The sequence below is a fragment of the Streptomyces avicenniae genome (assembly GCF_000719135.1).
Lineage (GTDB): Bacteria > Actinomycetota > Actinomycetes > Streptomycetales > Streptomycetaceae > Streptomyces > Streptomyces avicenniae.
This window is the reverse complement of sequence record NZ_JOEK01000009.1, coordinates 21,236-40,822: the sequence shown is the minus strand read 5'-3', so window position 1 is coordinate 40,822 and position 19,587 is coordinate 21,236. Positions and strand designations below refer to the sequence as shown.

The window sequence follows — 19,587 nt, the reverse complement described above, 5'->3', positions numbered from 1 at the left end:
CCCCGCAGGTGATTGCAGTTAGCAATCACATCCATCGAGGGTAGGAGCCACGCCATGTCCCGTGTGAGGGTGCACAACTTCTCCGTCTCCATCGACGGCTTCGCCACGGGTGAGGGGCAGACCCTCGAAGATCCGTTCGGCCACGCCGGTCATCGACTCCACGAATGGTTCTTCCCGACCAGGACCTGCCAGCGGATGCAGGGCAACGAGGACGGGAGCACCGGGGTCGATGAGGCTGTCGCCCACACCTGGAACGTCGGTGTCGGGGCGGAGATCATGGGCCGCAACAAGTTCGGTGCCGAGCGTGGGCCGTGGGAGAACCATGACTGGAACGGCTGGTGGGGGACCAACCCGCCTTTCCACACACCCGTGTTCGTCCTGACCCACCACCCCCGCCCCTCGGTGGAGATGGAGGGCGGCACCACGTTCCACTTCATCGACGCCACGCCGCAGGAGGCGCTCCGCCAGGCGCGCGAGGCCGCGGGCGGCCTGGACGTGAGGATCGGCGGCGGGCCGACCACGGTCCGCCAGTTCCTCGCCGAGGACCTCGTCGATCACCTGCACATCGCCGTCGTCCCGATCGTCCTGGGCCGCGGCGAGCGCCTGTGGGACGGGCTCGAAGGACTGGACGAACGCTTCCAGGTCGAGTCCGTGACCACCCCCAGCGGCGTGACGCACATGACCTTCACCCGGCCGTAGCCCCGGCCCTGGCGCGCCAGGCGGTCCGGCGCCTTGGACCGGTGCCTGGACCGGCGCCCGCACCGGCGCCCGCACCGGCGTCGGCGGGCCCGGCGACTCCTCGACCGGGCCGGGCGGCACCCCACGTCCCTGGACACGGCGTCGAGGCTCGGTCCGCCGACGTGCGCCCTGTCCAGTGGCGTAGGGCCGGCCACGTGCCACTCCTCCCTCGGTCACTCCCTCCAGTCGATGCCGAGTGCGGCGAGCAGCGATTCCGCCTGCTGCTCGGGGTCGTGGATCTGCCAGGAACACGGCGGCGCGTGGCCGGAGAAGAGCACGCAGTAACGCCGGGTGTCCTCCCGCCCCTCTTCCAGGAGGCAGTCCGCGAGCTCCCCGAGAACGGGGCGTGACGTCTCGTCCCGCCACCTGGCCCACACGGCAAACGGCCCCGGCCGCTCCGCCTCACCGGCGAAATCGTGATGCGGCGTGGTGGCGGGGTGCTCGGCGCAGCGGCACCTGAGCTTCATCCCGATCACCTCGCGTGGCGCGGTGGGGTGCGCGAGCACGGTGATGCGCGCGCCACAGACGAACACGGGGTCGGTCATCCGCGCCCCCGCCTCACGCCTCCCACGGGCCGCAGGGAGACGTGTCCACCCAAGGTGTCCATCACACGGCCGGTGCGTCCCTCGGCATCCGTCACGAGTTGTCCGCCCACGAACATCGTGGCGTCCTCGTCACCCGAACCGCTGTTCCCCGCCTCTTCAGGCGTCGTAGCCTGATTCACGGTCACCTGTTTTCATCACGTCAGGTCGCCCATGCCCCCGGGCCGGTCGCACGGCCGCGGGGGTGCGTTCGTCGTGATCGAACGCTTCGGCTCGCCGCATCGCATCGGCTTCGCCGTTGACCGGCCGCCGTTGACTGTTGACTGGTCGTGGTCGGCCCTACGCTGAGAGTGTGAACATCGAGGAGATCAGGGCGGCCATGACCCGGCGGGCCGTCTCCGTGCGTGAGATGGCTCGCCGCACCCACTACGACGCCGCGTACATCTCTCGCGCCCTGCGTGGCATCCAGAAGCCGTCAGGAGACCTGGTGCGCACACTGGCCGACGCACTGGACTTCACCGACGAGGACGAACGTGTCAGCTACGCGGCGGCGCACCCGACGCGGGCGGACAAGGCGGCCGTCCGTGTTCTCGCGGAGGCCCTGGCTGCCCAGCGGCGAGCCGACGACGTGGTGGGACCGGTGCCGCTGCTCGGAGCGGCAGAGGCACAGCGTGACGCGCTGTTGACCATGCTGCGCGGGACTCAAGGCGTTCATCGTGATCTGCTGTGCGAAGTCGCTTCCGAAGCGAGTCAATTCGCGGGATGGCTGAACATCCAGATCGGCAAGTACGCGCGAGCGGGGGACTTTCTCGACGAGTCCATCGAGCTGGCCGATGACATCGACAATCCCGCCCTGATCGCGCAGGCGTACAACCTCAAAGGGAACATCGCGCGGCAGAAGGGCCAATGGCGCGCCGTTCATCGGTACTTCACCGCGGCTCACATCGGCGCCGATGCGCTCAGGCAGAAAGTCGTCAACGGTGCGCAATCCGCTTCGGCCCTGGCGGTGCTCGGGCGCCGCAAGGAGGCCGAGAAGCTGTTGGCGGAAATGGAGCAGCTGCGGGACAAGGCGGCCGACAGTGAAGTGCCCGGAACGTCGTACTGGCTGACGGTGGAATGGCTGTCACTGCCGATCGGTCACGTCTACCTCAACCTCGGCAGGCGGGGGCAGGCGGCCGAACACCTCAGACACGGTCTGGACAGCCTGCCGCCCGAGCACAGGTACGCCTTGTGGACGAGCGAGGCCCGGGCGGCACTGGAGCAAGCGGAAGGCGGCGCTTAGCGTTCTTTGCCGCGGAGTCCGAGAAGCCACGCTTCCCGGGAGCGTGCGGCGTAGCTTCCGTCACGCGGTGCGAGTCCGGGGTGGCGGCGTTGTCGGGTACCGGCTCGGCTTCCGGAGAACCGACTGGTCCTGTCTGCACACCTCACCCCAGGAAAGACGCGTGCCGCCCGGTGGGGGAAACCGGGCGGCACGCGTGGGGGGTGCGGACAGTGGTCAGTCCACCGGGGTGAGGATCACCTCGGCGCTCCCGGTCAGCGGCGGCAGGCCGTCCGTGCCCGGGTCGGTGTAGGTGGCGTTGAAGACGCCGGACAGGTTGTCCTCGCCCTCGTGGCCCTCGGGGTGGCCGGTCTGGATGGTGCCCGAGCAGCCCGAGGCGGACGACTGCGGGTGGCCGTGCTCGTCGTGGCCCAGGATGTACGTCACCGTGACGCGGGAGCAGTCCACCTCCTGGTCGTCCGTGACGGCGACCTCGAACTGCACGGCGTCACCGAAGGAGAACTCCTGGCCGTCCACCGGGGAGACGAACGAGACCTGCGGCGCCTGGTTGCCCACCACGACCTCGACCTCGGCCGACGCCGAGCGGCCACGGTGCCGTCCGCCGACGTCCGTCACCTGGAGGCTGGCGCGGTACACACCGTCCTCGTCGTAGGTGTGCGAGGGGTTGGCCTTGCGTGAGTCCACGCGGCCGTCGGAGTCGAAGTCCCAGGCGTAGCGCAGCCGGTCGCCCTCGGCGTCCTCGGTGCCCTCGCTGGAGAACTGCACGGTCAGCGGCGCCTGCCCCGTCGTCACGTCGGCCGAGACCGCCGGGACCGGCGAGTGGTTGCCGCCCTGCCCGATGTGGTCGATGCGGGCGAGCATCGCCTCCTCGTTCTGGGCGAAGTACCCCTTGCCGTACTCCAGGACGTACAGCGCGCCGTCCGGGCCGAACTCCATGTCGATGATCCCGGCGAAGTCGATCGACGGCAGGACGTCCTCGATGCCGCTCAGCTCACCGGTGTGGTGGTCGAGCGGGAACGCCTTGATGTAGTCGCGCGTCCACTCGTAGAAGAGCGGGATGCCGTCGTAGGACCGCGGCCAGGCGACCGGGGTGCGGTCGAACGCGGTCAGCGGGCTCCAGTCGTACGCGGGCCCCGCCATCGGCGCGACGCCGCCGGTGCCCAGCTCGGGGAAGTCGGACGACGCGGCGCCCGGGTACCACACGTCGGGCTGCTCGACGGGCGGCAGCTCGGTGAGGCCCGTGTTGTGCGGCGACTCGTTGACGGGCGCGGCGCAGTCGAACGGCTCGCCGGACTCGCCCGTGGCGAAGTCGTAGTCGATGTAAGGCAGTTCAGGCGTCACGCAGTACGGCCAGCCGTGGTTGCCCGCGTCCCTGGCGACGAACCACTTGCCGTGCCCGTTCGGCCCGCGGTCGGGGTTGGGGCTGCCCGCGTCCGGTGAGTAGTCGGCGACGTACAGGTCGCCCGTGTCCCTGTTGACCTCGACGCGGAACGGGTTGCGCAGGCCCATTAGGTAGATCTCGGGCCGCGTGTCCGGCGTGCCCGGCCGGAAGAGGTTGCCGCGCGGCACGGTGTAGGAGCCGTCCCGGCCGACGCGGATGCGCAGCACCTTGCCGCGCAGGTCGTTCGTGTTGGCCGCCGTGCGCTGCGCGTCGAACGCCGGGTTGCGGTCGGCGCGTTCGTCGATCGGGGCGTAGCCGCCCGAGGAGAACGGGTTGGTGTCGTCGCCGGTGGCCAGGTACAGGTTGCCCTCGCCGTCGAAGGCGATGTCGCCGCCGACGTGGCAGCACAGCCCCCGGTCGGCGTCCACCTCGATGATCTTCTGCTCGGAGCCGAGGTCGAGCCTGTCGCCGCGCAGCTGGAACCGGGAGAGCCGGGTGACGCCCTCGAACGGCGCGAAGTCCTCCGGCGTGCCGGTCTCCGGCGCGTCGCCCTCGTTGACGTCGGGGGTGGCCGGGTCGTCCGCCGGGGTGTCCATCGGCGGCGCGTAGTAGAGGTAGACCCAGCGGTTGGTGACCCCGTTGAACCCGGGATCGACGGCGACCGACTGGAGGCCCTCCTCGTCGTGGAGGTAGACGTCCAGCTCGGCGGCCAGGGTGTTCAGGCCGGTGTCCGGGTCGTTCAGCCAGAGCTGGCCGTTCCTGGTCGTGTGCAGGACACGGGAGTCGGGGAGGACGGCCAGGTCGATGGGCTCGCCCGGCGTGTCGTTGAGGACGACCTTCTGGAACGCCTCGTCCGCCGGGGCGGGTTCGGCGGGGGGTGGTTCGTGGGCGACCGCGGTGAGAGGAGATGCCAGCAGCGCCGCTGCCACGAGCGCTGTCGCGGCAAGGGTGGGGGTGGTGCGCATGACGACCTTTCAGACGTGCCAAGTGGTGCGGCCCGGCGGGCGGTCAACCGCCCGCCGGGGTGGTACGGGTCGTGCGCCCGCCGACCGGGGCGAACGGTCGGCGGGGTGGTGCCGTCGTGTCGTGGGGAGACGCTCAGCAGCGCACGTTGCGCAGGTAGGAGTAGCCGACGCGCGCCGTCTGGAGCGGCGTGACGTCCGGGGTGTCGTTCTCGACGATGTACTCCTCGACCGCGTGGGCGCGGAAGATCCGGGCGAAGTCGATCATGCCGGTGCCCAGGTCGGCCATGTCGCCGGTCACCGGGTCGCGGTCCTTCACGTGGTACTGGCGGACGCGCTGCGGGGCGCTGCGGATGACGTCGATGGCGAAGCGCTCCGGGTCGCGCACGCCGTCACCGCTGTTGATGCCGCCGGTGACCACCCAGTAGATGTCGATCTCCAGGTGGACGAGGCGGCGGTCCAGCTCGCTGGTGAGCACGTCCCACGGGGTGACGCCGCCGCCGAGGTCGCGGGTGAACTCGTGCGCGTGGTTGTGGTAGCCGTAGCGGATACCGGCGCGGCGGGCAGCCGCGGCCTCGTGGTTCATCTGCTCGGCGTAGCGCTTCCAGTCGTCCAGGTTGGGCGAGTCCAGGTAGGGGACGTTGATGTACGACTGGCCCAGCGTACGGGCGTTGCTGATCTTCGTCGCCAACGCGGCGTCGTCGCCGCTGATCCCGTCGTGGCTGGACGTGCAGCGCAGGCCGAGACGCCGGTAGAACGCGCGCAGTTCGGCGGCCGAGCGGCCGAAGTAGCCCAGGGCCTGCTCGACGCGCGGGTACCCCGTCCTGGCGAGGGAGCGCAGCGTCGCGTCGAACCCGGCCTCGCCGTTCAGGTCGTCCCGCAGGCTGTAGAGCTGGATGCTGATGAGGTCACGGGGCACGAGCGTTCTGCCACGCCCACGTGAGCCGGCCTCCGCCGTCCCGGTGAGCGCGGCGGTCGCGCCGAGGCCGACCGCACCGGCGACGGCGCCGCGCAGCAGCGCGCGTCGGCCCGTCCCTCCCGTCTGCGCGGCGGCGTGTGCCTGGTGGTCGGAGAATCCGTAACACATGGCGGCTCCTGTGAAGACATTGCCTCGTGCGGCACCGGCCGCGACGGGGTGGTTCGGATGGACGTCGGGGAACTGGACGGACGTCGGGGGCTGTCGAGGGGGGAGCGGCGTGCGGTGGTGGCGCGTGCCGGTGCGGTCAGTGGGGTCGTGGGGCACGGGACGGGGGCACTGACGGGCAGCACGGCGGGTGGACGTCGCCCACGTCCACGCGGTGGCGATCAGGCCGTTCCGGGCACCGACCGCGCTGCCATGGCGGACAACGTAGGAACACTTTTACCGGCCGTCAATAGAAAGTCCCGCTTCACCTGGTGCAACTCGCGGCCCATTCGCGTAAAGAAGACCCTGCTGTAGCGTAAGCAACGGGCTGCTTTGGCGAATTGCGGTGGAGGAGACCTCATGAGACGGACCGGACCTGTGTCCGCCGGGCCCGCCGCGGGCACCGCGGCCGTGCTCCACCTCCTGCGCGACGGACGGCCGAGGACGCGGGCCGAACTCGCCACCGAGGCGGGGCTCGCCCGCTCCACGGTCGCCGAACGCGTGGACGTGCTGCTGGAGTCGGGGCTCGTCGGGCGCACCGACAACGGCCGCTCCACCGGCGGCAGACCGCCCTCGATGTTCGTCTTCAACCCGACTGCCCGCGCGGTACTGGCAGTTGACGTCGGCGCGCGGCATGTCCGTACGGCCGTCACGGATCTGCTGGGCGCCGTCCTGGCGGAGGACTACCGTGCACTCGAAGTGACCGAGGGGCCGCGGACCGTTCTGCAACACGTCTGCGAACAGGGCGCGGCGCTGCTGGCCCGCGCGGGGCGCACCCCCTCGGACCTGCTGGGCACCGGGATCGGGCTCCCCGGCCCGGTGGCGCACGCCACCGGGCGGCCCACCAACCCGCCGATCATGCCGGGCTGGGACGGCTTCGACGTGCCGGGATTCGTCCGGCAGCGGCTCGACACGGCCGTCCTGGTGGACAACGACGTCAACATCATGGCGCTCGGCGAGCACCGCACCCACTGGGCGGATCGCGCCGACATGATCTTCGTCAAGGTGGCCACCGGCATCGGCAGCGGCCTGATCGCCGGGGGCGAGCTGCACCGCGGATCCCAGGGCGTCGCGGGTGACATGGGGCATGTGCGGCTGCAAAGCGGCATCGGGGCTGTCTGCCGCTGCGGGAGTACCGGATGTCTGGAGGCCGTCGCGGGCGGCGCGGCGATCGCCGCCCGGCTGACGGCGGCGGGCATCCCCGCCGACACGAGCACGGACGTCGCCGCGCTGGCCCGCGCCGGGTCGATGCCCGCCGTGGCGCTCGTCCGGCAGGCGGGGCGCGCCATCGGGGAGGTGCTGGCCACCGCCGTCAGCTTCTTCAACCCCTCGGTGATCGTGATCGGCGGCGGCCTGTCCCAGGCGGGCGCGCATCTCATCGCCGGGGTACGCGAGGTGGTCTACCAGCGGTCACTGCCGCTCGCCAGCCAGGAGTTGCGGATCGTGCACTCCCACGCGGGCGACCGGGCGGCCGTGCTCGGGGCGGCGTTCATGGTGATCGAGCAGGCCCTGGACCCCACGCATCTGCCCGCGCTGCTCGGCCCCTGACCTCCGCCTCCCACACCGTGGGCCGGGCCGGTCAGCGGCCCAGGCCCGCGACGGCGACGGCCGCCGCCTCGGCGATCAGCGCGTCGTCCCGCTCCGCGCCCTCCCGGTCGCGGCTCGACATGACCGCGAGGACGATCGGGTCGCCGCCGTCGTCGGGCCACAGGACGGCGATGTCGTTGCGCCCCCCGTACCCGGCGGTGCCGCTCTTGTCCGCCACGTCCCAGGTGCCCGGGACCCCGGCGGCGACCAGCGTCTCGCCGGTGGTGTTGGTCGTCATCCACCGCCTGAGCAGCCTGCGTTCGTCCCGTTCCAGCGTGTCGCCGAGCAGGAAGGCGCGCAGGCCGTCCGCCATCGCGCGCGGGGTGCTGGTGTCACGGATGTCGCCCGGCACGGCGTCGCTGAGGTCCGGCTCGTAGCGGTCCATCTCGGTCACGTCGTCGCCCAGTTCGCGCAGCACGGCCTCCAGACCGTCGGGCCCGCCGAGCGCGTCGAGGAGGAGGTTGGCCGCCGTGTTGTCGCTGTACCAGAGGGTGGCGGCGCACAGTTCACGCAGGCTCATGCCGGTGTCCACGAAGTTCTCCGTCACCGGCGAGTTGGCGACGAGGTCGGCCTCCGTGTACGTGACCACCTCGGCGAGCCCTTCCGTGCCGCGCTCCCGCAGCACGGCGCCCACGGCGAGCGCCTTGAACGTCGAGGCGTACGCGAACCGGTCGTCCGCCCCGTGGGCGACCTCGCGGCCCGTGCCGGTGTCGAGCGCGTACACGCCGAGCCGCGCGTCGAACTCCTGCTCAAGCGCGCGGAACGCCCGTCCGGTGGACTCGGCGGACGGTGCGGACGCCTCAGCCGACGCCGCGGGAGCCCCGGGCGGCGACGGCGCCTCCTCCCGCCCGCACCCCTGCAGCGTCACGAGCACGAGCAGCCCGGCCACCCAGGCGGTGGCACGCCGTGCGCGATGCATGGTCGTCATGGATGGAGAACCTCCGAACTCCCGGGAACGCCCCGGGCACGGCACCACCCTCCAGCTCACCGGCCTCCGTGTCCAAGACGCGGGCGCGCCGCCCCATGCCGATCCGGCATGACGGCCCCGGGCGCTCAGGCCGTCGCCGCCCGCAGCCGGTCACGCAGCCGCCTGGCCACCTGCCCCATGAGCGCGTCGGCGCCCGGCTGGCTGCCCGCCGCCACCCGCGACTCCGTCAGCGCGGCCACCGCGTAGCTCCGGCCGTCCGCGTGCTCGACGACCCCCACCTCGTGACGCAGGTTGAGCAACGTGCCCGTCTTGGACGACCAGGTGGAGGCGTCGGAGGCGAAGTCGGGTGCCAGCCGGTGCCGCAGCAGGTTGTCCGCCATGAGCGTGCGCAGCCGCGCCGCGACGTCGGCGTGCACGGGCGACGGCCGCGTCCACACCGCCTGGAGCAGGTCAACGAACGCGCGGGCTGAACCGGTGTTGGCGCGTGCCATGTCCAGCTGCGGCACGCGATGGCCGCCGCCGGGCGTCCCCGCGTCGATCGCGAGCGCGTGGGCGAGGTGTGCCTGCGCGGCGTCGAAGCGCTCCACCGGCGTGTCCGTCAGCTCCGCCATCGTGTGCCGGACCGTGATGCCACGCAGCCCGTACCCGCGCAGGACCTCGGCGACCTCGTCCGGCGGCGTCAGCCCGAACAGGGCGTCGGCGGCCATGCCGTCGCTGAGGGAGGTGCTGAGGTAGAGCAGGTCGTCCACGGCGATGCGGGCGGGGTGGCGGAACCGGCTCACGCCGGTGGGCCCCGGCGTGGTGATGCGCCCCGGCGGCACCTCAAGCACGGCCGCGCCGTCCAGCTCGCCCCGGCGGATGCGCTCCAGCGTCGCGAGGGCGAGCGGGACCTTCACGAGGGACGCGACGGGGAACGCGCGGTCGGGGTCGATGCCCAGCTCGTCGCCCGTCTCCAGGTCGCGCACGAGGAAGGAGCCGCGCAGCCCGCCGTCGTCCAGGGCCCGGCGCAGCTCGGCCAGCAGCCGTCCGTGACCGGCGCTCACGCCGCCGCCCCCAGGCAGCGGGCGAGCGCCCGCGCGCACGCCAGGCGGACGCGGGCCGCGTCGTCGTCCGCGTCCTGGGCCGCCGCCAGCGTGAACCCCCGGGCGAGGCCAGGGGATTCACCGAGGGCCCGCCAGTGCAGGCGCAGCTCCGCCGCCTCCCCGGGGGAGCACAGCAGCGCGTCGCCCCGGCCGAGCACGTCCGCCGCCGCTGCCGCCTGGGTACGGGCCACGGCGACCTGCGCGGGACGCAACCCCACGGCGTCGCCCAGGCGGGCGAGGGGATCGCGCACGTGCAGCACGTCGTCCTCGGGCTGCACCCGCACGTGCCGTGGCCGCCGCTCGCGGTCGGCCCTGCCGGGGCGCAGCGTGTCCAGCCAGAGCGGCCCGCCGCCCGGGTCGTCGGCGACGGCGAGCCCCAGCGGCACGCGCCACTCCGCCTCGCCCGGCGGCACGGCCAGCAGCGCGCCGTGCACCTCGCCCGACGCGACGAGGTCCGCGCGCTCCGCCGGTGCGCCGGGGCGCGGGTCGAGCGGGATCCCGGCTCGGTGCGCCTCGGCGATGAGCCGGGCCAGCGCGGCGGGTGAGCACGTGAGCGGGACGGCGAGCCGCAGCGGCCGGTCCCTGGCGGTCTCCGCCTCCTGTTCCAAGCGGTCGGCCAGCTCGACCAGACGCCGGGTCAGCGGCAGCATGTCCCGGCCGAACGGGGTGAGGCCCGCCGTGCGCGCTGACCGCTCCAGCAGCCGCCCCCCGAGGTGCCGCTCCAGCGCGGCGACGCGGCGGCTCGCGACGGACTGCGCCATCCCGGCCGCCGCCGCGCCGACGGTGAAGCTCCCCCGCTCGCTCACACTGACGAACGCCCGGCATGCCGCGACCAGATCCACAGGGCGCCATTATGCCGAGACCTCGCCGAACGCCGTCCACCACGCGGCGCACGGGATGCCACGGGCCTACCGACCGATTCGTGACGGTCACTCATATGCCTTGCCCGGCGCGCGAGTCGGGAAAGGGGGCGCGTCAACGCCGCCTCACCCAGGCGAAGTTAGGTTTCCCTTACCTAAGCTGTAGAGTGACGCATCCGTGCGGCCGAGGGAAGGGACCGGGGGAGTCATGGGTGGCGTGCGGCTGGTGGCCGAGAAGCTCGATGTCGGACACGCGGGACGTCCGGTGCTCGGCGGCGTCGATCTGACGCTGCGCGCGGGAGCGGTGAGCGTGCTCGTCGGCCCCAACGGCTGCGGGAAATCGACCCTGTTACGCACCGTGGCCGGGCTTCTCCCGCCGATCGGGGGAACGGTGACGGTGGACGGGGTGGCGCCGGGGACCCTGACGCGCCGCGTGCTGTCCCAGCGCCTCGCCTTCCTCCCGCAGTCGTCGCTGACCCCCGCCGGGGTCACCGTGCGCGAACTCGTCCGCCACGGACGCTACGCCCACCGCGGCGTGTTCGGCCGCCACACGGCGGAGGACACCGAGGCGGTCGGCTGGGCCCTCGACGTCACGGACGCGGCGCCCCTGGCCGACCGGCGGCTCGACGAGCTGTCCGGCGGGGAGCGCCAACGCGCCTGGCTGGCCACGGTGCTGGCCCAGCGCGCCGGGGTCCTGCTCCTCGACGAGCCCACCACCTTCCTCGACCTGCGGCACCAGTTCGAGGTCCTCGACGTCGTCAAGCGGCTGGCCACCGAGCACGGCATCGCCTGCGGCGTGGTCCTCCACGACCTCACCCAGGCCGCCGCCTACGCCGACGAGGTCCTGGTCACCGCCCACGGCCGCGTCGTCGCGACCGGCGCCCCGGAGGACGTGCTGACCCCCGAGGTCATCGACGCGGCCTTCGGCATCGAGGTCAGCGTCGTCCGCGACCCGGGGACGGGCTATCTGGCCTGCTTCCCCAGCCGGTCCCGCTCCGGCACGCACTGAACAGCTGCCCGGCGCACACCCCGCCGGGCGACTGCGACCACCTGACAACCCTGGAAAGGAACGACCTCCCTTGCGCGGATTACTGCGGTTCATGACGACAGCCGGCGCCACCGGTGCCCTCCTCGCCGCCCTCGCGGCCTGCGGCTCCGACACCGCGGGCGAGAGCGGCGGCGACGGCGCCGACGGCGCCGGAAGCGGCCAGGACAGCGGCGGCATCGTCGTGAGCACGGCGCGGGGCGACGTGACCCTGGACGACCCGGCCGTCCGCGTCGTGTCGCTCGAATGGGTCTACACCGAGGAACTGCTCGCCCTCGGCATCACCCCCGTCGGCAACGCCGACAACGCGGGTTACGGGGACTGGCTCACCGCCGAGGGCGCCGAACTCCCCGGCGACGTCACCGACGTGGGCCTGCGCAACGAGCCCAGCATCGAGCGCATACGCGTCCTGGAACCCGACATCATCGTGGGCGACGAGGACCGGCTCGCCGCGAGCTTCGACCAGTTGCAGGACATCGCCCCCGTCGTCTCCTTCGCCTACACGCCCCAGCCGCAGATGGAGACGATGCGGACGAACTTCACCGAACTCGCCGAGGCCGTCGGGGCGCAGGACCGCGCCGTCGAGGTCCTGGACCGGATGGACGCCGCCGCGGCCGACCTCGGCGAACGGCTCGCGGCGGCGGGCGCCGAGGGGCAGACCTACGCCCTCGGCCAGGGGTTCACGCTCGACGGCAGCGCCTCCGTCCGCATGCTCACCGACGACGCCTTCTCCGCCCAGGTGCTGAACCTCGCGGGCCTGGAGAACGGCTGGGAGGGCGAGGCCGACGAGTGGGGCATGACCACGGTCGGCGTCGAGGGCCTGACCAACGTCGCGCCCGAGGCCGAGTTCTTCTACGTGGCCAGCGGCGCGGACGACCCGTTCACCGGCGCGTTCGCGGGCAACCCGGTCTGGGAGGGCCTGGAGTTCGTCCAGGAGGACCGCGTCACCGCCCTCGACCCCGGGCAGTGGCTGTTCGGCGGCCCGCTGTCGGCCCTCCAGCTGCTGGACGAGGCGGCGACGGCGCTGGACGTCGGATGACCGTCGCGGCCCCACCGGCCGCGCGCCGCCCGCGAGCCTGGCTCGCGGGCGGCGCCCTGCCGCTCGCGCTGTGCCTGGTCGCCGCGCTGCACCTCAGCCTCGGCGCGTCGGACGTCGGGTTCGGCGACGTGCTGTCCCAGCTCGCCGGGCAGGGGAACCAGCACATACAGGACGTCCTCGTCGGCTCCCGGCTGCCCAGGACGCTCACCGGCCTCGTCGTCGGCGTCGCCCTCGGCGTGTCGGGCGCGCTCATCCAGGGGGCGACCCGCAACCCGCTCGCGGCGCCCGACACCCTCGGGGTCAACGCGGGCGCCTACCTCGCCGTGGTGCTCGTCGCCTGGACCGGCGTCAGCCTCGGCCCCGTCCCCTCGGGCGGCGCGGCGTTCCTCGGCGGTCTCCTGGCGATGGGCGTCGTCCTGCTGCTCAGCAGCGGCGGCGTGCTCACCCCGGGACGGATGCTGCTGGCGGGCGCGACCGTCGCGATGGCGGGCACGGCCGCCGCCGAGTTCCTCCAGATCCTCGACGAACACGCCACGCAGGGGCTGTTCTTCTGGGGCAACGGGACGCTGATGCAGTCAGGACTCGAACGCCCCGCCGTGCTCGGCGTGACGGTCGCCGTCGTCCTCCTCGGCGTCCCGCTGCTCGTCCGGCCGCTCGACCTGCTCTCCCTCGGGGACGAGACGGCGCAGGCCATGGGCGTCAGCGTGCCCCGGGTGCGCGGCGCCGCCCTCCTGGTGGCCGTGCTGCTGGCGGCCCTCGCCGTGTCGCTCGCCGGGCCCATCGGCTTCGTCGGCCTGATCGCGCCGGTCATGGCGCGCAAGCTCGCCGCACGCCGCCACGCCCTCCTCGTCCCGGTGTCGGGACTGCTGGCGGCCGTGATCGTCCTGGGCGCCGACGCGACGGCCCAGATCGTGTTCCCCCCGTCCGCCGGTTACGGGGAGCTGCCGGTGGGCGTCGTCACGGCGCTGATCGGCGGCCCCGTCTTCGTCGCGCTGGCACGCCGCGTGTCCACGGGCGACGCCGAGACGGGCGCGGCCGTCACCGTCTCGGGGCGACGCCGCCCGTACGGGTACGCGCTCGTCCTCGGCGGCGCGGTGCTGACGCTCGCCCTCGCCGCCGTGCTCGCCCTGCGGGCCGGTGACGTCACGGTCGGCTGGGGGCAGATCGTGCCCTCGCTGCTCGGCACGGGCGACCAGCTCTCCGAGGCGGTGGTCTCCTACCGCCTGCCCCGCATCCTGGTCGCGGCCCTCGCGGGCGCCTGCCTGGCCGTGGCGGGCGTCGCGGTGCAGGCGGTGGTGCGCAACCCGCTCGCCGAACCAGGACTGATCGGCGTCACCGCGGGCTCCTCGGCGGGCGCCGTGCTCGTCATCCTCGTGATCCCCTCCGCACCCGCGTTCCTGCTGCCGCTGGCCGCCGGGGTCGGCGGGGTGGTGGCGCTCGGCCTCGTGCTGCTGCTGGCGGCCGGCGGACGTCGGGCGGGGGCGGCCGGGCTCGACCCGACCCGCGTCGTCCTGGTCGGCCTCGGCATCGCCGCGACGACCATGGGCCTGGTCAACGTCCTCGTCGTCAGCGCGCAGATGAACATCTCGGCCGCCCTCACGTGGATGGCCGGGAGCACCTACGGCCGGGACTACGACGCGCTCAGCTGGCTGATCCTGCCCGCGCTGGCCGCCGTCGCGCTGACGCTCGCGGCGCGGCCCGTCGATCTGCTGGCGCTCGGCGAGGAGGCGCCCCAGGCGCTCGGACTCCACCTCGGCCGCGCGAGGCTGCTCGTCCTCGGCGCCGCCGCCGTGCTGGCCTCGGGCACCGCGGCTGCCGTGGGCGCCGTCGGCTTCGTCGGGCTCGTCGCGCCGCACCTGGCGCGCAGGCTCGCCGGTGGCGCCACCGGCAGGACGGTGCCGCTGGCCGCCGCGCTGGGGGCGGTGCTCGTGGTGTCCGCCGACGCCCTGGGCCGCTGGCTGCTCGCCCCCACCGAGATCCCGGTGGGCATGATGACGGCCGTGCTCGGCGCGCCCTACCTCGTGTGGCTGCTGCGCCGCTCGCCCGACCGGCCGTGAGGTGACGGTTCGTGACGGGCGGACACCTGACGGCATTGAATATTAGGAAAGCCTAACCTAATCTTGTGTCGGTTTCCGGGCCGCAGCCCGGTCGGCCCCACCCCACCCACCCTCGGAGCCGCTTCATGCCCAGGCGCCCCAGCAGCAGCGACGACCGACAGGCGGCCACGCCCGCACCGCCCGCCCACCCCGTACCCGACCTGGCGGACGTCGCCCCGGCCGCCTGGCGCGCGTCAGGCCGCCGGCTGCTCGCCAAGGCACTCGGCGAGTGGTGCTTCGAGGACATGCTCACCGCGCAGCGCACGGGCGAGGGCCGCTACCGGGTCGATCTCGACAGCGGCACCACCTACGCGTTCGCCGCCCGCCCCGGCGCGTTCGGCTGGCTGCGCGTCGATCCCGCCACCGTCACCCGCACCGCCACGAGCATGCTGGGCAACGCCATCGCCGAACCCGCCTGGGACGTCCAGCGGTTCCTCATCGACGCGGCGTCCACCCTCGGCACCGACGCGGCCACCGTCGCCACCTACCTCACCGAACTCGCCGCCACCCAGGCCGTGGACGCCGCCCGCGCCACCCACGGCGGCGAGACCGCCGCCGAGTTGCGCGCCCTGGACCACACGGCGCTCGAATGCCGCATGACCGGACACGACCTGCTGGTCGCCAACAAGGGACGCATCGGCTTCTCCGCCACCGACGTCCGCGCCTACGCGCCCGAGTCGGCGCGGCCCGTCCGGCTGCGCTGGATCGCCGTCCACCGCGGCCTCGCCGAGTTCCGCGGCACGTCAGAGCTGTCGGAACGCGCCGTCCTGGAAAGGGAGTTGGACGAGGACACCAGGGCCAGGTTCACCGCCGTCCTGGAACACGCCGGCCTGGCGCCCGAGAGCTTCGTGTGGATGCCCGTCCACCCCTGGCAGTGGGACCACGTCGTGCAGACCCTGCACGCGGCGGACATCGCCCAGCGCCGCATCGTGCCCCTCGGCGAGAGCCCCGACGCGTACCTGCCCGGCCAGTCCATCCGCACCATGGCCAACATCACCACGCCGGGGCGCTACGACGTCAAGCTGCCGCTGAAGATCCTCAACACCCTGGTGTGGCGCGGCATCCCCCCGCACTGCACGTCCGGCGCCCCCGTCGTCACCGAGTGGCTGCGCGGCCTGCTCGACCGCGACAAGCTCCTCGCCGAGGAGACCAGGACCGTGTTCCTCGGCGAAGTCGCCTCCGTCACGGTCCGCCACCCCTACCTCGACGCCCTGCCCGACGTCCCCTACCAGCACCTGGAGACGCTGGGCTGCATATGGCGCGAGTCCGTCTCCTCCCGCGCCGACAGCGGCGAACGCGTCCGCACGTTCGCCTCCCTCCTGCACGTGGACAGCTCGGGAGACGCCTTCGTCGCCGAACTCGTCCGCGCCTCGGGGCTCGCCGCCGAGGACTGGCTCCAGCGGCTCTTCACCACCCTCCTCGACCCCCTGCTGCACGTCCTCTACCGGTACGGCGTCACCTTCAACCCCCACGGCCAGAACACCCTGCTCGGCTACGACGCCGACGACACCCCGGCACGCCTCTACCTCAAGGACTTCGTGGACGACGTCTGCGTCTCCTTCGACGACGTCCCGGAACGCGGCCCCGACCCCGACAGCCACGGCCACATCCTGCCGCGCAAGCACCCCTCCGTGATCCGCCAGCACGTCATGGACCAGGTCTTCGTCGGCCACTTCCGCTACCTCGCGCCCCTGTGCGCCGACCATCTCGGCGTACCCGAGACGACGTTCTGGCGCATGGTCCGCGCCACCATCCTCGCCTTCCAGGCCCGCTTCCCCGAACTCGCCGACCGGTTCGCCGCGTACGACCTGCTGGTCCCCGAGATCCCGCGCTACGGCCTCAACCGCGACCGGCTCGTCGTCACCCGCTACACCGACCGCGCGCTGCGCCACGCGCTGTACCCCAACGGCACCCACCCCAACCCGCTCGCAGGCTGACCCGCCCGGCAGGGCCGCGTGCGCGCCGCAGGGCAGCCCGCCCGCGCGCACGCGGCCCCACCGTGCCCCCACCCCCAGCCCGGCCGAGGGCGCGACCGCCACCGGTGACGCCCGCGTCGGCCGCGCCCCGCGCATCCCAGGAGAGTGTCCCGTTGAGCCCCACCCCGACACCGGCCCCCGCCCTGGCCCCCACGCCCACGGCCGACCCGCTGCACCACCCCGACGCCCGCGCGGCGGCGGAGCACGCCCACCTCGAAGCCCTGCTCAGGTGCTGGCTGAACGAGCACCCGGCCGCCCCGGCGTCCGGGCAGGTACGCGTCGAACTCGCGGCGTCGGGGCTGACGCTCACCGCCCCCGTCACCCACTGGTCCCCGACCGGCTGGCACCGCTTCGGGCCCGTCACCCTGCACGGCCCCGGCGGGCGCCTCGGGACGACCGCCGACCCCGTCACGGCCCTCGCCCTCCTCGCCACCGAGGCCGCCGTCTCCGGCGGACGGCGTGACGGCGGCGTGCCGTCGGGCGAGGTCGCCGACCTGGTCGAGCGCACCGCCGAATCCGTGCGCCGCGTCGCCGTGTTCATCGCCGCCCGCCGCGCCGCACCCGCCCCGCCGCCCGCCATCGACGGCTTCCTCGACGCGGAACAGGCCCTGACCCTCGGCCACCTGCACCACCCCGCGCCCAAGAGCCGCGACGGCATCTCCGACCGCGACGCCGCCGCGTTCTCGCCCGAACTGCGCGGCTCCTTCCGGCTGCACTGGTTCGCCGCCGACCCCGCCGTCGTCTCCCACGACGCGGTGACCCCCTCCCGTTCCCTGGACGGCCGCGACTGCGTCGAACTCCTCGCCGACCTCGCCGGGACGCCCGCCCCGCCCGGGCGCGTCCTCGTCCCCGCCCACCCCTGGCAGGCCCGCGACCTCCTCCACCGCCCGCGCATCGCCGCCCTCGTCAACTCGGGCGCCCTCCAGCCGCTGGGCGAGCTGGGCCCGCACTGGTGGCCCACCTCCAGCGTCCGGACGCTCTACCGGCCGGGCGAGGCGGTCATGTTGAAGCTCTCCCTCGGCCTGCGCCTGACCAACTCCCGCCGCGAGTCCACCCGTACGGAGCTGCGCCGGGGCCTGGAGATCGACCGGCTGCTCGCCGCCGGTCTCGGCGCCGCCACTTTCCGCGCCCACCCCGGCTTCACCGTCACCCGCGACCCCGCCTGGCTCGCCGTGGACGAACCCGGCCGCCCCGAGGGGCCGGACGTCACGGGCCTGGACGTCGCCGTCCGCGAGGTGCCCGCGCACGTCGCCGAACTCCGCTGTCTCGCGGGCCTGGTGGCGCCCCGGCCAGGACTCGGCCGCAGCCGCCTCGGCGACCTGGTCGCGGCACAAGGCCCCGGAGCGGCCGAGCAGTGGACGGCCGACTACACCGACCGGGTCCTCGTCCCCATGCTGCACCTGTACGCGTCCACCGGCATCGGCCTCGAAGCGCACCAGCAGAACACCCTCGTCCGCCTCGACGCCGAAGGCCGCGTCACCGGCGGCGCGTTCCGCGACAACCAGGGCTACTACCTGGCCGCCTCCCACCTCGCGCGCCTGCTGGCCGTCTCCGGCGACGCGTCCTCGACCCTCGCCGTCGTGGACGACCACCTCGTGGACGACCGCCTCTCCTACTACCTGCTGCGCAACCAGGCCCTCGCCGTCGTCGGCGCGCTCGCCGTGGACGGCCTGGCGTCCGAGCCCGCCCTGCTGGCCGTGCTCGCCGCCCGGCTCCGCGCGGCCCTGCCCGCCCTCGCGCAGGCCGGGCCCGAGGGCGACCGGCTGCCCCGCCGCTGGCTGGAGGCCGCCACCCTGCCCAGCAAGAGCAACCTGTTCACGCGGCTCCACGGCATCGACGAGGTGCTCGCCCCGCTCGACGCCCAGTCCGTCTACTACGACGCCCCCAACCCCCTGAAGGGGACGGGCGAATGACCGGGCCGCGCACGGACCCCCCGGCGGACGACCTGGTGCCCGGCCCGCCGGTGCCGCTGCTGCCCGACGGCTGGACCGCCCGCCCCGCACGCGCCGTCGGCGAGGACCTGGACACCGTCCACCGGTGGATGACGCGCGCGCACGTCGCCGCGTTCTGGCACCAGGACTGGCCACGCGAGCGCTGGGCCGACGAACTCGCCACCCAGCGCGCCGGGAACCACTCCCTGCCCTGCCTCGTCGGCCGCGACGGGACGCCCCTCGCGTACATCGAGGTGTACCGCGTCGCCCGCGACCGCCTCGCCGGTCATTACCCCTGCCACCCGCGCGACTTAGGCGTGCACATCGCCATCGGCGACGCCGACCGCCTCGGCAGGGGCCTCGGCCGGGGACTGCTGCGGGACATCGCCGACGGCCTGTTCGCCGCCGACCGCCACTGCACCCGGGTCGTCGCCGAGCCCGACGAGCTGAACACCGCGTCCATCCGGGCGTTCAAGGCGGCCGGGTACGCGTTCGCGGGCCGCATCACACTGCCGGAGAAGACGGCGGAACTCCTCATCCGCACGCGCGACGGGAGCGGCCCACCCTGAGCCACCGGCGGCGGCTCACCGGCGCGGACCCGTCCCCGGCGGGGCCGCCGCGTCCGCGCCGGTCCGCTCCGCCACCGCCCGCACGAAGTGCGCGCAGCCGGTGACGTCCTCCCGCTCGCAGCCCATGGCGCACTCGACCAGCTCCAGCGCGGCCCGCCCGGCGGCGACACGGGCGCGCAGCGCCTCGGCCTCCCCGCGCAGGACCTCGCCGCGCCGCCCCGGCTCCGTGGGGGAGACGAGGGCACGGATGACGTCGAGGGACAGCCCGGCCTCCTTCGCGCGCAGGACGACGGCGACCCGCGTGACGTGCTCCTCGCCGTAACGGCGGCGTCCGGCGGCGTCACGGGACGGCGCGAGCAGCCCGCGCTCCTCCCAGTACCGCAGCACGTGCGTCCCCAGCCCGAACCGTTCCGCCAGGGCGCCGATGCCCATCCCGTTTGACCTCATGC

The 19,587-nt window shown here is 73.7% G+C and carries 16 protein-coding genes; 9 read left to right on the top strand and 7 right to left on the bottom strand.

Annotated elements, in window-relative coordinates; all coding sequences use genetic code 11:
* The first annotated feature begins 54 nt into the window (after positions 1 to 54).
* Positions 55 to 699 carry a dihydrofolate reductase family protein gene (locus IF27_RS15225; RefSeq protein WP_052850134.1) on the top strand — a complete coding sequence of 215 codons (645 nt, stop codon included), beginning with the start codon at positions 55 to 57 and terminating at the stop codon, positions 697 to 699.
* Between the two features lie 212 nt (positions 700 to 911).
* On the opposite strand, the gene IF27_RS15220 is transcribed toward IF27_RS15225, so the two are convergent.
* Positions 912 to 1,283 carry a hypothetical protein gene (locus IF27_RS15220; RefSeq protein WP_052850133.1) on the bottom strand — a complete coding sequence of 124 codons (372 nt, stop codon included), beginning with the start codon at positions 1,281 to 1,283 and terminating at the stop codon, positions 912 to 914.
* Positions 1,284 to 1,632: 349 nt separating this feature from the next.
* On the opposite strand from IF27_RS15220, the gene IF27_RS15215 reads away from it, so the two are divergent.
* Entirely contained in the window at positions 1,633 to 2,562 is a 930-nt protein-coding gene (locus IF27_RS15215; RefSeq protein WP_052850132.1) for a helix-turn-helix domain-containing protein, read from the top strand.
* A 213-nt stretch (positions 2,563 to 2,775) separates the two neighbouring features.
* On the opposite strand, the gene IF27_RS15210 is transcribed toward IF27_RS15215, so the two are convergent.
* Together IF27_RS15210 and IF27_RS15205 are read right to left on the bottom strand one after the other, a co-directional pair.
* The gene (locus IF27_RS15210) at positions 2,776 to 4,905 is read right to left on the bottom strand and encodes a PQQ-dependent sugar dehydrogenase (RefSeq protein ID WP_052850131.1); all 2,130 of its coding nucleotides are present in this window, start codon (positions 4,903 to 4,905) and stop codon (positions 2,776 to 2,778) included.
* A gap of 133 nt (positions 4,906 to 5,038) precedes the next feature.
* Positions 5,039 to 5,989 (bottom strand): sugar phosphate isomerase/epimerase family protein, encoded by a 951-nt coding sequence (locus IF27_RS15205; protein ID WP_052850130.1) that lies wholly within the window; start codon positions 5,987 to 5,989, stop codon positions 5,039 to 5,041.
* Positions 5,990 to 6,385: 396 nt separating this feature from the next.
* Between IF27_RS15205 and IF27_RS15200 the strand changes: the two genes are divergently transcribed.
* A complete protein-coding gene (locus tag IF27_RS15200; protein ID WP_052850129.1) occupies positions 6,386 to 7,573 on the top strand; it encodes an ROK family transcriptional regulator in 1,188 nt (395 codons plus the stop codon).
* Positions 7,574 to 7,604: 31 nt separating this feature from the next.
* Here IF27_RS15200 and bla read toward each other — a convergent pair whose 3' ends face one another.
* The 3 genes from bla to IF27_RS15185 all read right to left on the bottom strand — a co-directional run bounded on the left by bla (position 7,605) and on the right by IF27_RS15185 (position 10,464).
* Positions 7,605 to 8,540: a class A beta-lactamase gene (gene bla / locus IF27_RS15195; RefSeq protein ID WP_420822013.1), complete on the bottom strand. Its 936-nt coding sequence runs from the start codon at positions 8,538 to 8,540 to the stop codon at positions 7,605 to 7,607.
* 125 nt (positions 8,541 to 8,665) lie between these two features.
* A complete protein-coding gene (locus tag IF27_RS15190) occupies positions 8,666 to 9,583 on the bottom strand; it encodes a serine hydrolase (protein WP_052850626.1) in 918 nt (305 codons plus the stop codon).
* Positions 9,580 to 10,464, bottom strand: a complete 885-nt coding sequence (locus IF27_RS15185) for a LysR family transcriptional regulator (protein ID WP_052850128.1) — start codon at positions 10,462 to 10,464, stop codon at positions 9,580 to 9,582. The genes IF27_RS15190 and IF27_RS15185 overlap by 4 nt, the downstream gene beginning before the upstream one ends.
* 226 nt (positions 10,465 to 10,690) lie before the next feature.
* Here IF27_RS15185 and IF27_RS15180 point away from each other — a divergent pair, with 226 nt between their 5' ends.
* The 6 genes from IF27_RS15180 (at position 10,691) to IF27_RS15155 (ending at position 19,138) form a co-directional block, all read left to right on the top strand.
* Positions 10,691 to 11,491, top strand: coding sequence for an ABC transporter ATP-binding protein (locus tag IF27_RS15180; RefSeq protein ID WP_052850127.1), 801 nt, complete (start codon positions 10,691 to 10,693; stop codon positions 11,489 to 11,491).
* 91 nt (positions 11,492 to 11,582) lie between these two features.
* Complete coding sequence (locus IF27_RS15175) at positions 11,583 to 12,566, top strand: ABC transporter substrate-binding protein (protein WP_110945925.1); 984 nt, start codon at positions 11,583 to 11,585, stop codon at positions 12,564 to 12,566.
* Complete coding sequence (locus tag IF27_RS15170) at positions 12,563 to 14,623, top strand: iron ABC transporter permease (protein WP_052850125.1); 2,061 nt, start codon at positions 12,563 to 12,565, stop codon at positions 14,621 to 14,623. Before IF27_RS15175 ends, IF27_RS15170 begins: the two co-directional genes overlap by 4 nt.
* 125 nt (positions 14,624 to 14,748) lie before the next feature.
* Positions 14,749 to 16,599 (top strand): IucA/IucC family protein, encoded by a 1,851-nt coding sequence (locus tag IF27_RS15165; RefSeq protein WP_110945924.1) that lies wholly within the window; start codon positions 14,749 to 14,751, stop codon positions 16,597 to 16,599.
* 152 nt (positions 16,600 to 16,751) lie between these two features.
* The gene (locus IF27_RS15160; protein ID WP_110945923.1) at positions 16,752 to 18,551 is read left to right on the top strand and encodes an IucA/IucC family protein; all 1,800 of its coding nucleotides are present in this window, start codon (positions 16,752 to 16,754) and stop codon (positions 18,549 to 18,551) included.
* The gene (locus IF27_RS15155) at positions 18,548 to 19,138 is read left to right on the top strand and encodes a GNAT family N-acetyltransferase (protein ID WP_052850124.1); all 591 of its coding nucleotides are present in this window, start codon (positions 18,548 to 18,550) and stop codon (positions 19,136 to 19,138) included. The genes IF27_RS15160 and IF27_RS15155 overlap by 4 nt, the downstream gene beginning before the upstream one ends.
* Positions 19,139 to 19,153: 15 nt before the next feature.
* Here IF27_RS15155 and IF27_RS15150 read toward each other — a convergent pair whose 3' ends face one another.
* Positions 19,154 to 19,585, bottom strand: coding sequence for a MerR family transcriptional regulator (locus tag IF27_RS15150; RefSeq protein WP_052850123.1), 432 nt, complete (start codon positions 19,583 to 19,585; stop codon positions 19,154 to 19,156).
* Positions 19,586 to 19,587 lie beyond the last annotated feature (2 nt).